Annotated in this window: 14 protein-coding genes; 4 read left to right on the plus strand and 10 right to left on the minus strand. The window is 62.5% G+C overall.

Annotated elements, in window-relative coordinates; genetic code table 11:
* Nucleotides 1-54 precede the first annotated feature (54 nt).
* The 3 genes from NH14_RS17640 to NH14_RS17650 are packed head-to-tail and all read right to left on the minus strand — an operon-like array spanning nt 55 to nt 3140.
* Nucleotides 55-1326 carry a Zn-dependent hydrolase gene (locus NH14_RS17640; protein WP_035530370.1) on the minus strand — a complete coding sequence of 424 codons (1272 nt, stop codon included), beginning with the start codon at nt 1324-1326 and terminating at the stop codon, nt 55-57.
* The gene (locus NH14_RS17645; RefSeq protein ID WP_052148291.1) at nt 1319-1906 is read right to left on the minus strand and encodes an L-2-amino-thiazoline-4-carboxylic acid hydrolase; all 588 of its coding nucleotides are present in this window, start codon (nt 1904-1906) and stop codon (nt 1319-1321) included. Before NH14_RS17645 ends, NH14_RS17640 begins: the two co-directional genes overlap by 8 nt.
* Before the next feature lie 43 nt (nt 1907-1949).
* Nucleotides 1950-3140, minus strand: coding sequence for a branched-chain amino acid ABC transporter substrate-binding protein (locus tag NH14_RS17650; protein ID WP_035530372.1), 1191 nt, complete (start codon nt 3138-3140; stop codon nt 1950-1952).
* A 239-nt stretch (nt 3141-3379) separates the two neighbouring features.
* On the opposite strand from NH14_RS17650, the gene NH14_RS17655 reads away from it, so the two are divergent.
* The 3 genes from NH14_RS17655 (at nt 3380) to NH14_RS17665 (ending at nt 5159) form a co-directional block, all read left to right on the plus strand.
* The gene (locus NH14_RS17655) at nt 3380-4279 is read left to right on the plus strand and encodes a LysR substrate-binding domain-containing protein (protein ID WP_035530375.1); all 900 of its coding nucleotides are present in this window, start codon (nt 3380-3382) and stop codon (nt 4277-4279) included.
* Nucleotides 4280-4407: 128 nt separating this feature from the next.
* Nucleotides 4408-4680 (plus strand): type II toxin-antitoxin system TacA family antitoxin, encoded by a 273-nt coding sequence (locus NH14_RS17660; RefSeq protein WP_084225778.1) that lies wholly within the window; start codon nt 4408-4410, stop codon nt 4678-4680.
* On the plus strand, nt 4677-5159 hold the full coding sequence (locus tag NH14_RS17665) for a GNAT family N-acetyltransferase (protein WP_035530379.1): 483 nt from the start codon (nt 4677-4679) through the stop codon (nt 5157-5159). The genes NH14_RS17660 and NH14_RS17665 overlap by 4 nt, the downstream gene beginning before the upstream one ends.
* 41 nt (nt 5160-5200) lie before the next feature.
* Here NH14_RS17665 and NH14_RS17670 read toward each other — a convergent pair whose 3' ends face one another.
* The 3 genes from NH14_RS17670 to NH14_RS17680 form a co-directional block, all read right to left on the minus strand.
* Nucleotides 5201-7414 (minus strand): penicillin-binding protein 1A, encoded by a 2214-nt coding sequence (locus tag NH14_RS17670; RefSeq protein ID WP_035530381.1) that lies wholly within the window; start codon nt 7412-7414, stop codon nt 5201-5203.
* A gap of 262 nt (nt 7415-7676) precedes the next feature.
* Nucleotides 7677-8753: a TIGR03118 family protein gene (locus NH14_RS17675; RefSeq protein WP_035530383.1), complete on the minus strand. Its 1077-nt coding sequence runs from the start codon at nt 8751-8753 to the stop codon at nt 7677-7679.
* Nucleotides 8754-8804: 51 nt separating this feature from the next.
* Nucleotides 8805-9221, minus strand: coding sequence for a plastocyanin/azurin family copper-binding protein (locus NH14_RS17680; RefSeq protein ID WP_035530385.1), 417 nt, complete (start codon nt 9219-9221; stop codon nt 8805-8807).
* Between the two features lie 334 nt (nt 9222-9555).
* Here NH14_RS17680 and NH14_RS17685 point away from each other — a divergent pair, with 334 nt between their 5' ends.
* Entirely contained in the window at nt 9556-10284 is a 729-nt protein-coding gene (locus tag NH14_RS17685; RefSeq protein ID WP_035530386.1) for a glycine zipper 2TM domain-containing protein, read from the plus strand.
* Between the two features lie 36 nt (nt 10285-10320).
* On the opposite strand, the gene dmeF is transcribed toward NH14_RS17685, so the two are convergent.
* From dmeF to NH14_RS17705, 4 genes are all read right to left on the minus strand, one after another.
* A complete protein-coding gene (gene dmeF, locus NH14_RS17690) occupies nt 10321-11622 on the minus strand; it encodes a CDF family Co(II)/Ni(II) efflux transporter DmeF (protein ID WP_035530389.1) in 1302 nt (433 codons plus the stop codon).
* Between the two features lie 7 nt (nt 11623-11629).
* Complete coding sequence (locus NH14_RS17695) at nt 11630-11902, minus strand: metal/formaldehyde-sensitive transcriptional repressor (RefSeq protein WP_035530391.1); 273 nt, start codon at nt 11900-11902, stop codon at nt 11630-11632.
* Between the two features lie 93 nt (nt 11903-11995).
* Complete coding sequence (locus tag NH14_RS17700; protein ID WP_035530393.1) at nt 11996-13201, minus strand: MFS transporter; 1206 nt, start codon at nt 13199-13201, stop codon at nt 11996-11998.
* Between the two features lie 18 nt (nt 13202-13219).
* Nucleotides 13220-13837 (minus strand): GAD-like domain-containing protein, encoded by a 618-nt coding sequence (locus NH14_RS17705; protein ID WP_035530395.1) that lies wholly within the window; start codon nt 13835-13837, stop codon nt 13220-13222.
* Nucleotides 13838-13839: the final 2 nt, after the last annotated feature.

Here is a 13839-nt window from a genome sequence, read left to right on the forward strand (position 1 = left end):
ATTGCGTAAACGCGTACGCGATAGCCAGCTACACCAGCGCGCGCCAGCAACCGCTCAACCGCCCGCCAACGCACTCTCCATCATCACCTGCAGCAGCACGTTAGCGCCAGCCTCGGCCCACTCTGGCGTGATCGCCTCGCCTTCGTTATGGCTGAGGCCGTCGATGCACGGCACGAAGATCATGCCGGTGGGCGCCACGCGCGCGAGATAGCAGGCATCGTGACCCGCGCCCGAGACGATATCGGCGTGCGCCAAATCCAGCGTCACGGCCGCGCGCCGCACGGCGTCGATGCACGCGGGCGCGAATGGCACCGGCGCATAGTCGAAGATCTGCGTGATCGTATGGCCAAGCTGCGCTTCCTGCGCCACGCGCGCGAGTTCGGCGCGCAATTGCGCATCGAGTTCGGCCAGCACGCCCGAGTCCGGATGACGAAACTCCACCGTGAAAAAGCAGCGCCCCGGCACCGTGTTGCGCGAGTTGGGCTTCGCCTCGATCACGCCGACCGTGGCGCGCCCATACGGCGCGTACTTGCGCCCCAGCGACTCGACGAACGTGATCATGCGCGCTGCACCGGCCAGCGCATCGCGCCGCAAGTCCATCGGCGTGGTGCCCGCGTGCGCGTCCACGCCCACGAGTTCGATCTCGTACCAGCGCTGCCCCTGGCCCGCCGTCACGACACCAATGGTCTTGCCGCTGCGCTCGAGAATCGCGCCCTGCTCGATATGCAGTTCATACGCGGCGTGCACCGGCGTGCCGCCGACCGGCTCATCGCCCGCATAGCCGATCTGCGCGAGCGCTTCGCCTATCGTCGTTCCCGATGCATCGGTGCGCGAGAGCCCGTAGTCGAGCGCATACACGCCCGCATAGACGCCCGACGCGATCATCGCCGGCGCGAAGCGCGAACCTTCCTCGTTGGTCCAGATCACCGCTTCAATGGGGTGCTCGGTCTGCACGCCAGCGTCGTTGAGCGCGCGGATCACTTCGAGCCCGCCTAGCACGCCATAAATGCCGTCGTAGCGGCCGCCGGTCGGCTGGGTGTCGGCGTGCGAACCGGTCAGCACGGGCGCGGCATCGGGGTTGCGGCCCTCGCGGCGCGCGAACACGTTGCCCATCTTGTCGACGCGAATCGTGCAGCCCGCTTCGCGCGCCCATTGCACGAACAGGTCGCGCCCTTCGCGGTCGAGTTCGGTGAGCGCGAGGCGGCACACGCCGCCCTTCTCCGTCGCGCCAATTTGCGCCATGCGTTCGAGCGAATCCCACAGTCGCGCGCCGTTCACGCGCAATGCGGCCAGGTCCAATACGCCATGCTGCGAGTGCTCAGTCATCGGAACGCTCCTCGGCGGACTTGGCGGACTTGGCGGACTTGGCGGATTGAGCCGTTTCTGCCGGCTTCGCATCGCGCATGCGGTAGCGGAAATCGCAGCGCTTGCCGCCTTGCATGATGGTGCTCGTGCGCGTGAGCTCGACGCGCGGATCGTAGCCCGAAATAAATTCGGCATCGCGCGCGCAGCTCAGCAGATGGCCGATCTCGCCAAGGCCCATCGCGTGATACATCTCCGCGTAAGCGCAGCGATGCACGTTGTAATCGTAGGCATCATCGTCGGCGCGCAGCGTTTCAACTTCTAGCGCATCGTCCTTTTCCCAGAGCACCTGAAGCGCGACGAACGACGCGATGCTCGTGCCGTTCGGTTCGCGCGCCGCGAACTGGCGGCCCGCATCGATCGCCGCGCCGCGCACGGCCTCGGCGATCACGGCCTGGGCGCGCTCGATGCCGAAGTCGCGCTTGAGGATCTCGTAGATCGGCTTGATGATTTCCGCTTCGATACGCCGGCGCGCGAGTATGCCGAGCGTCTCGCCGTTCACGCCCGTCTGGTCCGCAGCGCCTTCGCCTTGTTGCTGTGTCATCTTCGTCTCCTCGTTACGTCGTTAAGTCGTTGCGTCGTTGCGTTCAGCGGGCAGCGGTCTTCGCGACAGTCCTGGCGGCTGTCTTCGTGGCCGTGCCGCCGAGCACATCCACCACAGCCCATTTGCCATCTTTCACCTGATAGATCGTATAGGCGGGATCCACGAGATTGCCTTGCGCATCGAAGCCAATCGCGCCGGTCACGCCATCACGATGAATCGAATGCAGCGCCGCGACAATCTTTTTCGGCGCAACGGAATTGGCCTGCTGGGTAGCGGCGATCAGCGTCGCTGCCGCGTCGTAGGCGAACGGTGCGTGCAGTTCGATCGGCGCGTGCCAACGCGCACGGTACTGCGCATCGAACGCCTCGCCACCCGGCATGCGATCGAGCGGACGCCCCGGCTCCAGCGCCGTCACGCCGTCGCCCGAAGGCCCGGAAAGCGTGAGGAAGGTCTGGCTCACGAAACCGCCCGCGCCGAGCAGCGGCGCCTGGATATGCAACTGGCGCATGCGTTTCACGAGCGGCGCGGCCTGGGCATCGAGGCCGCCGAAGAAGACCAGATCCGGACGCTTCGCCTTGATTGCCGTGAGCACGCCGCTGAAATCGAGCGTCTTGTCAGTGACGTATTGATGGTCGATCACCGTGCCGCCGTTGGCCTGCACGCCCTTGATGAACTGGTTCGCGAGCCCCGCGCCAAACGCGGTTTGATCGTCGATCACGGCAATGCGCTGCGCCTTCAGCGTTTTCACGGCATACGCGCCGGTGTAGGCGCCGCCATCGTCGTCGTGGCCCATGATGCGAAACGCGGTGTCGAAGCCCTGCTGCGTGTATTGATGGCCCGTCGAGGCCGGTGCGATCTGCGCGATGCCCGCGTCGTGATAGACGCGCGCTGCCGGCACGCTGCAGCCGGTGTTCCAGTGGCCGACCACGCCGATCACGTGACGGTCGACCAGTTGCTGCGCGACCGTGACAGCGGTGCGCGGGTCCGATTGATCGTCGGCGCTCACGAGCTTGTAGACCACGGGCTTGCCCGCAATGGTCGGATGTTTCGCATTGGCGTCGTCGACGGCGAGCTGCGCGCCGTTTTCCAGATCCTTGCCGATGCGCGCCGATGCGCCGGTAAGCGGTGCGGCAAGCCCGATAAGCACCACCTGTTCGTCCTGAGCGTGCGCAACGCCCGTGAAAAGCGACGCCGCAAGCGCGGCGAGCGGCAACAGCAGAGCTTTCTTTTTCATGTCGATCGATCCCGATGAGCCCGTGTATTGAGGTGCTATGGAGGCGCATGCCTGCCCACCCGGGGGCTTGGGGGGCGCGGCCTTGAATAATGAAAAAGATTAGTCTTTTGCGTGCTGCGGTCTAAATTACGTTTGGTTCGATCGATATAGCACCTCCCTATAAATGCATTTAAATCACTGTTTTATATGCGTTATTTTGATTTCATGCGAATCTCACACCTTTCGATATAATTCGACACATGAAAAAAATTCAGCCAATGGCCGACGATCCGCCGCTGCGGGCGGTGCGCGCGTTCGAGTCGTTCGCGCGTCATGGCTCGGTCGCGGGCGCCGCGCGCGAACTCGACATCACGGCCTCGGCGGTAAGCCACCAACTGCAATTGCTCGAATCGTTCGTGCATACGCCGCTGACGATTCGCCGTGGCCGTGCGCTCGTGCTCACCGACGAAGGCCGCGACTACTACCGTTCGATCAGCGCGGCGTTTTCGGTGCTGCGCAGCGCCACGGGATTCGTGCGCGAGCGCTCGTCGCGGCGACAGATCACGATCAGTCTGATTCCGCTCTTTGGCATGGGCTGGTTCATTCCCCGGCTGCACGACTTTCTCGCGGCCAATGAAGACGTGGACGTGACGGTGCTCTACGCGAATCACCGCAATTACCGCAGCGACGCCGCCGATTTGTCGATCCGCTTCGGCACCGGCGACTGGATCGGATATACGAGCACGCCGCTCATGTCGGGCGCGGTCGTGCCGGTCTGCACGCCGCGCTTTTTGCAGCGCTACGGGCCGCTGCGCAAGCCAGCGGACCTTGCGGGCGTACCGCTCGTTCACGATGAGGATCGCAGCACGTGGGCGAACTGGCTGCAAAGCATGGGCGTGCGCCACGTCGCGCGCACCGAGGGCCCGCTCTTCGAAGACGGTCAGTTGACCTTGAGCGCCACGCTCGCCGATCTGGGCGCGGCGCTCATGCGCGCGCCGCTGGTTTCGCGCGAACTTGCGTCGGGTACGTTGCGCAAGCTGTTCGATCATGAGCTCGACGACGGGCGGCACTACTATCTCTGCTGGCGCGCCGATGCCGAAATGCCGGACGGCGCTCAGCGGCTCGCGCAATGGCTGCTGGAGTCAGTGAAGGCGCGTTGATTTATGGTGCTGTCGCGTTTTCACTAGAGGGGTTCATCTGAACACTGCCTGCCACATCGCGTATTGACATCAGATATACATTGATCCTCCATGCGTATATCTAATGCATATACAGCATGGAGGGTATCATGCGCGACGCACCTATTAATCTCCGCGCTCTGCCAGAGCAACGTGACCTGATCGACTACGCGGCGAGCCTGCTTGGCAAAAACCGTTCTGACTTTATGTTGGAGGCCGCTTGCCAGCGCGCTCAGACCGTTGTCCTGGATCGCACTTTCTTTGGGCTTGATTCAGAAAGGTTCAAGCGGTTCACCGAGTTGCTGGACGCGCCGAAAGTCACAAACGCGGGTCTTGCACGTCTGATGGACGTGAAGACCCCTTGGGATGAAAACGGCGAATGACTCGGAAGCTTTCCTCGCCGCAGCCGCTGTTGGCCGAGCACGACGTTGCCAGCTTTTCCTGCGGGAGGCTGGAGCTTGACGACTGTCTGAAGCGGCGCGCTCTGATTAACCACAACAGTGGGGCAAGCCGTGTATTTGTAACGACCGACGATGCCGGCCGGGTCTACGGCTACTATGCTCTCGCGGCTGGAGCCGTTGCCCATGTCGATGCAACCGGCAATGTTCGCCGAAACCTGCCGGATCCAATTCCAGTGGTTGTGCTTGGCCGGCTGGCGCGAGACATAAATACAAAAGGTATCCAGCTCGGCGCCGCCCTTCTGAAAGACGCCGTCAATCGCGCTAGCGCGATTGCAAAGGAGCTTGGCGTGCGCGCGATGCTCGTGCATGCGATTGACGCACAAGCAGCGGCCTTCTACGAATCGTACGGGTTCACACCGTCACCGATTCATCCCCTCACACTCATGCTCCGACTGGCATGACGAGTGCACAGAAAGGCCGCAGCTTGCGGCCTTTCTTCACTTCAAAAACTCCAGAACAAGAAATGATGCCGGGGCCGCGGCCTGCTCGGGCGCACCACCTTGCGCGGCGGCGCAAGCTGCGCGTGCGAATCGACCACCTGCGCACGCAGCGCCATGTCATAGAACGCACCCACCATCGGCAACGCGCTATGCGCACCTTCGCCCCAGTAGTCGTTGCGCAGCGTGACGCGCGCATCGTCGAATCCCACCCACGCGCCCGCAACCAACTCGGGATGAATCAGGATGAACCAGCTATCCGTATTGCCCTGGGTGGTGCCGGTCTTGCCGGCCACGTCGGCACGAATTCCGAAACGGCTGCGGATATCGGTGCCCGTGCCACGGTCCACGACATCGCGCATCACGTCCACGAGCTTCAGCGCCGCGCTGGCGGGCAGCGCCTGCTCCGGCCGCGCCGCCGGAAAATCGGCGAGCACGTTGCCCTCGCGGTCCTCGATGCGCGTCACCATGCGCGGCTCGATATACGCGCCACGGTTCTCGATCGTGCAGTATGCCGAAACCATTTCCTTGAGCGTGACCGGGCTAGTGCCTAGCGCAAGCGACGGCACCGCATCTAGCGGGCTTTCGCGCACGCCCATCGCGCGCGCCAGCGCCACGACCTTCGCGGGGCCTTCGCGCTGCATGAGCTGCGCCGTCACGCGGTTGCGCGACAAAGCCAGCGCCTCGCGCAGCGACATCGGCCGGCCTGTGGGCGGCTCCGCGTCGGTTGGCCGCCACGCCGCGTTGCCCTTCAACGCGATGGTCACGTTGCGATCGACGATCGTGTCGCCCGGTTGCGCACCATCCGCAAACGCCGCGCCGTAGACAAACGGTTTGAACGTCGAACCCGGCTGACGCCGCGCCTGCTGCACGTGATCGAACGGTTCGTCGCGGAAGTCGCTGCTTCCGACCCACGCCTTGATGTCGCCGTTGCGCGGGTCAATCGCAAGAAACCCTGCCTGAATCTGCGTCTTGTTGTGGCAAAGCGTATCGACGAATTGCCCGTCCATCGCGAGCTTTCTGATCGCAGCCGCATCGGACTGCCCCGCGTCGCGCGCGCTGCGATACTCGGCTGTCTGCCTGATGAACGACTGGAACAGGCCATTGCCGGGCCAGCATCCCGTGCGCGTGTTCCAGGCCGCGTTGGCAATCGATTGCAACTGACCGGTCTGCCAGGCAAGCGCCTGGTTGGCCATGTCCTGAAGCCGCGAATCGATGGTTGTCCGAACAACGAGTCCATCGGAGTAAATGTCGTAGCCGTTGCGGTCGGCCCAGCCGATCAGCCAGCGACGCAATTGCGCCGCGAAATGCGGCGCGGCGCCCGTGGGTTCAGACTGGATTTCGAAATTCACGCCAAGCGGCTGACGCTTGAGCCACGCGCAATCGGCCGGCTTGAGCTTGCCGAACTTCACCATCTGCTGGAGCACTGTGTTGCGGCGCTCCAGCGCGCGCTCGGGATTGAGCACCGGGTTATAGGCGCTATTGGCCTTCAGCATGCCAACCAGCGTTGCGCTTTCCAGAATGTTGAGCTGCGCAGCAGACTTGCCGAAGTACGTGCGTGCGGCCATCTCGACGCCATAGGCGTTGTAGAGAAATGGCACCGTGTTCAGGTAAGTCTCGAGAATCTGGTCCTTGCTGTAGACGGATTCGATCTTGAGCGCGGTAATGGCTTCTTTGAGCTTGCGCGTCAAGGTGGGCGCGCGGCCCACTTCGTCGGGGTACAGATTGCGCGCGAGCTGCTGCGTGATAGTCGATCCGCCCTGGCGCGCACCCGAGAACGTATGCAGCGCCGCCGGCACAACGCGCAGAATGTCGATGCCGTGATGCTGATAGAACCGGCGATCCTCGGTCGCGACCAGCGCCTGCACCACGTATGGCGAAATTTGCGCGAGCGTCACCCATTCGCGATTGACGGGCTTGAATTCGGCGAGGCGATTGCCATCGGCGGAAACGATCAGCGCTGGACGATCGACGCGTGCCTTGCGAATGTCGCCGATATTCGGCGTGAGCGGGATCAGCGCGAGCACGTACGCGAGCAGCAGCAAGGGCACGGCGGCAAGCGACAGCGCAACGCCACGGCGCGTCGGGTGGCGCAGGCCGTGCAACGCGGTGGCGAATATGCCTCGGGCTTTTATGCCGGCCGTGGCGGAAAGCGACTGTCCACGCTTGAGCCACCGCGCGCAAAGGTCACGAAAAAACGATCCAGGCGGGGGATTCACAAAAGCTGCGCAATAAACGAAAGGCGGGATCGTACCAAAGCGAAAACGGGGCACTGACGCTAAAACGGCACTTTGCGAGTGCCGCTAACAGACGATTACATTTGTTTCCACTCTGGTTTCAATACCGCAACGCGGGTTGCGGCAACACGAATAGCGCCACGATCTGGACCTTGCGAACGAACATTCCATAAGCGAACACGCAGCAAGGTCGCCGGCTCCAGCACCCTATGCTGGAGCCGGCCCGATTACCCGGCGACGACGATCACCTGCCGACATCGATGCGGCCATAGAGTCCGTCGGCTTCGTCGTTAATTCCCGCCGCGAAAAACAGCGTGTTGGTGGGCTGATTGTCGAGACCATTACCGAACGCCATACCCCACAGCCCCGATTCGACGATCGGCATGCCAGGATGCTGCTCCAGGGTTCCGAGCATCGTTCCGGTGGTCGGGTCGAACGCATGAATCATGCCGTCACCGAAGTTGCCGATCAACACGGCATGACTGAAACGGCCGAAATCAATGGGCGACAATGCCATGCCCCACGGCGCATTCAGCGCCCCGCCGGTAGCAAAGCGCTGAATGAATTGTCCAGACGGGCTGAATACGTCGATCAAGCCCATGCCCGCGCCCGGCACGTCATCGTGCGCTGCCGCGTCCTGCTTCGCGTACGAGACAAACAGCTTCGAATCGATCACCTGGATGCCAAATGGCGCGAATCCCGCCGGTAATGTGGGATCCTGAAAGGTGCCGGCCAGCGTGACCTTCGTGAAGGTCCGGTCGAACACATCGATCTTGTTGTTGTGAAAGTCGGTTGCGTACAGGAAATTCGCGCCGTTATTGCTGGCCATGGCGAGCCCCTTGTAGACGGCGCTGCCGCCGCTATCGAACACCGTAACAGCCGATGTCGGGTTCACCGTGGGCGACCATGCAGTCATGGTCCCACCCTCGCCCACGAAGATAAACGCCGCGGGGCCCGACTTTGCCCCTTGCGTCACCATGAAGTCCGTCGTGCCATTGAACACGATCCCGGTTGGATCGGCGTCGCCGCTCTTGCCAGCTGGAATCGTTACCACGAGTGACTGCGGCACGCCATTGCCATCGTAAAGTGTCGCGTGCTGGGTGCCGTTATCGGCCACCCATGCGAAGCCCTTGGGGTTGAAGGCAACACCCCACGGATTCTTCAGGTTGGCATCCACGTGCGCAGCCGCCACGGCGCCATCGGAAACCAGCGCGCTAACCTGATACTGCATGTTCGTATGGGATGAGCCTCCGCACGCTGCGATGCTCGCGAGCACCACCGCCGCCACCAGCGCACCGAGCGGCGCATGAACCTGTCTCATGATTGCACTCCTGACACAAAATGAAGGGGATTCGCCGTGAGATTCCCGGCGTCACGGCGTCACGACTAGCGCCGTATGCATCCCCATTGCATAGTGTCCCGGCTTGTTGCAAATCAGCACGTAATGGCCGGGCGCAAGCGTGAACGACGCGCGCTTGCTTTTGCCTGGCGCGACGTCCTCGATTTCGCCGATCTTTTTCAGTTTGTGCTCCAACACCTGTCCCTTGCTGGCAGGCAATGCATCGTCTGGAAGGTTCGTCTTGATCAAGACGAGTTCGTGCGCCATGGTGTTGTTGGCGTCGCTCCTGATATCGAGCGTGAGACGCCCCGCCTTCACGGTGTGCGTTTCGAGCTGGATCGAATCCGATAACAGCGTTGCGTTGACAGTTTGCTGGGACCAACTCGCGTGCGGTGTCATTCCGGACGCGACCACAATGGCGATGAGGGTCATTCTGTGAGTGGCATGCACGGCCGCCTCCTTGCGTCGAGACCTCGCGTATGCCGGGCATCGAACCATGGCCACGCGCCATGCCCCATTCGCAGGCACGCGAATACCCCTGCCTGTGCACTGGCATGACTGATTCGAACGGCACGCGATACGTGGTGTAAACGCGCGCCGTTGGCGACATATTCCGCAGCGGTTCACGATGCATCCGGGCCTGACGGGTGCTCGCGTCAGCAACATTTGCTTGCATAACTCACAAGTATTGCGTAATCCGCGCCGTTCATTGCGCCGTTGAGGATGCAGGCGGCACAGGAGCGTGCCGCCACCACTCGCACTCAATGCTCAACGGAGCTTGCACATGAACACGATCCCGGGTCCTGAAACGTCGCCGCGCGCCCGCATTCATCCTCTCGTCGCGGGGGCGGCCGTCGCTGTGATTCTCGCGAGCGCCACCGGCATCGCCGCCATGACCGGGTGGCTGCCCACCACGCACGCGAGCACCGCCCAAGTTGCCGCTCCCAACGTTGCCGCGCAGACCGGCAACTTGACTTCCGGCGGCGAGCAGACAATGGCGCATCAGACCGTTAGTCAGCCGATTAGTCAGCCGATTAGTCAGCCGATTAATCAGCCGGCCCGCGTGCAGGAGCCTGTGCGACGCGAGCCCGTTCACCACTACCATGCTGCCCCGGCCGCGCCCCACTATGCGAATGCCAGCGCCTGGCCGGTGAGAAGCGAACCCCGAACCGAAGCCGTCGATCCAAACTCAGGCTCGGTGGTCGCCATCAACACAATTCAGGCACCCGAGCCCACCACGGGAATCGGCGCGGTAGGCGGGGCCGTCGCCGGCGGGCTGCTCGGCAACCAGATTGGCGGGGGGCGCGGCCGCACGATCGCCACCATCGCGGGTGCGATTGGCGGCGGGCTCGCGGGCAATGGCATCGAACATGAAGTGCGCAAGACCACTACGTACCAGGTTCAAGTGCGCATGGCCGATGGCAGCTATCGAACCTTCACCTACTCAACGCCGCCTCAGTTTGCGGTTGGCGAGCGCGTGCGTGTCGATGGTGGTGGGTTGAATGCGGCGTGAGGATTCATGGCGGTCGAACGCGCCGACCGCCCTCACTCACAACACCGGCCGAACCCGATTGATCTCGACCGTAACGTGCGAAAGACTTTTGAAACGCTTTAACGCCGCGCGATAAAAGCCGGGACTGCGCTGCGCATCGCCGGTCGCCACCGATATCACCGCACTCATGTGCCCCGGACCCACGCGCCAGACGTGAAGATCGAGCACGGCGTCGCCATGCTTTTCCACGACGCCGCGAACATTGGCAGCCAGGCGCCGGTCCGCGTTCATGTCGAGCAGAATGGCGCCCGTATCGCGCATCAAACCCCATGACCAGTTCGCGATCACGAGGGCGCCAATCACGCCCGCGAGCGGGTCCATCCAGACCCAGCCGAAATTGCGGGCCAGCAACAGGCCAATGATCGCGAGCACCGAAACCGCAGCATCCGCGATGACGTGAATGTAGGCCGAGCGAATATTGTGATCGCGATGCAACGTAGCGTGCGCATCGTCGTGGCCATGCTCATGTTCTTCGAACTCGATCCGGTGCTCGCCATCGGGCAAACGGACCACGGCCACGAATGCATGCGGCTCGGGAATCTCGTCCGCCGATTCCAGATAAGCGCCACGGTTCCCAAACGCAAAGGTCTGGCGCGCGCCGTCGGGACGAATCGTCGTGACTGAGACCGCATCGGCAGTCAGGTTCGCACCCGCCGTTTCCGGCGTAATCCGGAAGACAGGCGGCACGCCATCTTCGAAAATCGACACGGTGAATGCGCCGGCGTCGCCGGCGACGCGATGCACCTCTTCTTCATGATCGTGTTCATCGTCATGGCCGCGATCGTGACCGTGGCCATGGCCGTGGCTATGCCCGTGACCGTGGGAGTGTCCATGATGATCGCCGCTCAACAGCCAGACGCTCGCGAGATTGACGAGGAGCCCCAGCACCGCAATGGGAATCGCCTGGCCGAACTGGATCGGCACCGGCGCGAGAAAGCGCGAAACGGCTTCGTATCCAATCAGCAGCGCCATCATGGCAAGCACGATCGCGCTGGTAAAGCCCGCGAGGTCGCCCAGCTTGCCAGTGCCGAACACGAAACGGTCGTCGCTCGCGTGCCTGCGCGCGTAGGTGTACGCCAGCGCCGCGATCAGCATCGCGCCCGCATGCGTCGACATATGCAGGCCATCGGCAACCAGCGCCAGCGAGCCGAACATGCTGCCGCCAACGATCTCCGCGACCATCATCGCGCTGCACAGCGAAATCACCATCCAGGTTCTGCGCTCGTTGTCCTTGTGGGCCGCGCCCAGAAAGATATGGTCGTGCCCCGCGCCGAAAGCGGCGTCTTCGAAATTGCTCATAGTTGTCTCACTTGAAGTAGCTGTGCACTACTTCGATTAGCTGCTCCTTGCCACTGCCATGCTCGTCGTCGGGTTCCGCGTCCACCAGATGGGTGCGGATATGGTCCTCCAGCACCACTGCGAGCAGCCCGTTCATCGCGCCACGGCTGCTCGTGATCAGTTGCAGCACGTCCATGCACCCGCGCTCGTCCTCCAGCGCACGCTCGATGGCCTCGATCTGCCCCTTGATGCGGCGCACCCGATTAAGGAGTTTCTGCTTTTCGCGGATCGTATGGCTCATGCCTTGGCTCCAGTTATACGGCGGGGTGCATATTAGCAAAATAGGGAGGGGGGGTATACTAAATTTGCCTGCGCAAGCGGCGATGGCCACGGCCTAGCGATCGAGCTTCCCCAGATGCGGTGCGAAGCGGCACATCACAACAGGGACGACCGCAAGAGCCGCTCCGCCCAAAAACGTGGCCGAAGCTCCGTGCCGGTCCCACAGCCATCCGGCAATGACGCTTGCGAGCAGCAAGCAGACACCGCTCACGAGATTGAAAACGCCGAATGCGCTGCCGCGCAGCGTCGGTGGCGCGGTTTCCGCAACCATCGCAGCGAGAATGCCTTGCGTGAACCCCATGTGCAGGCCCCATAGGGCAACGCCGATAAGCACCGTGACAATCGACGCGCTCATGCCCAGGAGCAGATCCGCCGCAATCAGAAGCACGATCCCGCATGCAAGCAGAATCCGCCGATCGACGCGGTCCGATAGCGCGCCCACGGGGTACGCGGACAGCGAATAGGTCAGGCTCATAATGACCATCACGCCGGGAATCCACGCAATATTCAACCCTGTCTGCTGCGCGCGCAGCACCAGGAACGCTTCGCTGAAGCGCGTCAGCGTGAAAGCGGCGCCGAGTGCGACCACGAACCAGTAGCGTCCGGAAAACGCTTGCAGTGCGCGCCAGTGCATCGGCGACCGGAACGCGTGGGAGGCACGCTCGCTCGCTGCCTCCTCGATACCGAATGCGATCAATCCCACTGCGACAAACGCCGGCACCACGGCGAACCAAAGCACCGTGCGAATGTGATCGGAAAACCAGAACATCAGAACGATTGCCGCAAGCGGCCCGGCAAATGCGCCGACCGTGTCCATCGACTGCCTTAACCCAAAGCAGGCGCCGCGAATCTCCGGCGGGGCGATATCGGCGATGAGCGCGTCACGCGGCGCGCCACGAATCCCTTTGCCCACGCGGTCGATGATCCGCGCGATCGCGACCATCAATGGCGTGCTGGCGAGTGGGAAAAGCGGCTTGGACAACGCGGCCATCCCGTAGCCAAGCAGCAGCAGCGCCTTGCGTTTACCCAACCAGTCGCTTATCGGGCCCGAAAAGATCTTGACGATCATCGCGCTCGCCTCGGCGGCCCCTTCGAGCACGCCTAGCGCACTCACGCTCATGCCCATCGTGGTGACGAGAAATATCGGCAGTAGCGCATGAATCAGCTCGGACGAGAGATCCATGAAAAGGCTGACAAACCCGAGCATCCGGACGGTGCGCGGAATGGCAATGCGTGGCGCACGGGTGGCATCAGGCAGCATCGTTCGTTCTCCGGAAAATCAAAAACTCCCGACCTGTGGCGCGCCGAGTTGCCGAAGTATTGACAGATGAACGTTCAGATCGACTTTCACGAGATGATCGATGGATATCTCCCCGCCGACGATCAACGCAGGCTCGAAGCCATACATCTCCTCCGGCCCCAGCGGCCCCAGACGCTTGAGGGCGCGCTTGAATAAATGGTCGCTGTCGCAGCCCGATCGCGAGAGCGTTGCAAAGAAAATACGTAATGTCCGATCGGCGTTTTCAATCTTTTTTTCGACCCTGTCCGGCAGGAAAACCAGCACGTGCTGCGAACATGAAAGCGTGATCTTGGGTCCCGTGGCCTCACCCCAGAGAAAAAGATCGCCAAACGCAGTTCTCGCAATGACGTGGTATTTGTCGATGCCCGCAACCGGCGTATCGCGCAGCCACATATCGACGATACCCTCGTATGCTTGCGGGTCGACAATCCAGACCAGACCGTCGCCATACGAGGACCATCCTTCTTCACGCCAGATTTCCAGCAAACGGTCGGGAAGTACGCCCCGGTACCGTCGCAATGCGGACTCGGGAACCTGCTGGCGAGTCTTCCCGCGGCCAAACGTCTGGATAAATGCGTCAAATAGCTCGTCAGTCATGT

This window comes from Paraburkholderia sacchari (assembly GCF_000785435.2).
GTDB lineage: Bacteria > Pseudomonadota > Gammaproteobacteria > Burkholderiales > Burkholderiaceae > Paraburkholderia > Paraburkholderia sacchari.

Bases quoted from the DNA above. Each gene is read 5' to 3' on its own strand.
- NH14_RS17640 (WP_035530370.1), bottom strand. From the start codon at position 1,326: ATGACTGAGCACTCGCAGCATGGCGTATTGGACCTGGCCGCATTGCGC.
- NH14_RS17645 (WP_052148291.1), bottom strand. From the start codon at position 1,906: ATGACACAGCAACAAGGCGAAGGCGCTGCGGACCAGACGGGCGTGAAC.
- NH14_RS17650 (WP_035530372.1), bottom strand. From the start codon at position 3,140: ATGAAAAAGAAAGCTCTGCTGTTGCCGCTCGCCGCGCTTGCGGCGTCG.
- NH14_RS17655 (WP_035530375.1), top strand. From the start codon at position 3,380: ATGAAAAAAATTCAGCCAATGGCCGACGATCCGCCGCTGCGGGCGGTG.
- NH14_RS17660 (WP_084225778.1), top strand. From the start codon at position 4,408: ATGCGCGACGCACCTATTAATCTCCGCGCTCTGCCAGAGCAACGTGAC.
- NH14_RS17665 (WP_035530379.1), top strand. From the start codon at position 4,677: ATGACTCGGAAGCTTTCCTCGCCGCAGCCGCTGTTGGCCGAGCACGAC.
- NH14_RS17675 (WP_035530383.1), bottom strand. From the start codon at position 8,753: ATGAGACAGGTTCATGCGCCGCTCGGTGCGCTGGTGGCGGCGGTGGTG.
- NH14_RS17685 (WP_035530386.1), top strand. From the start codon at position 9,556: ATGAACACGATCCCGGGTCCTGAAACGTCGCCGCGCGCCCGCATTCAT.
- dmeF (WP_035530389.1), bottom strand. From the start codon at position 11,622: ATGAGCAATTTCGAAGACGCCGCTTTCGGCGCGGGGCACGACCATATC.
- NH14_RS17695 (WP_035530391.1), bottom strand. From the start codon at position 11,902: ATGAGCCATACGATCCGCGAAAAGCAGAAACTCCTTAATCGGGTGCGC.
- NH14_RS17700 (WP_035530393.1), bottom strand. From the start codon at position 13,201: ATGCTGCCTGATGCCACCCGTGCGCCACGCATTGCCATTCCGCGCACC.
- NH14_RS17705 (WP_035530395.1), bottom strand. From the start codon at position 13,837: ATGACTGACGAGCTATTTGACGCATTTATCCAGACGTTTGGCCGCGGG.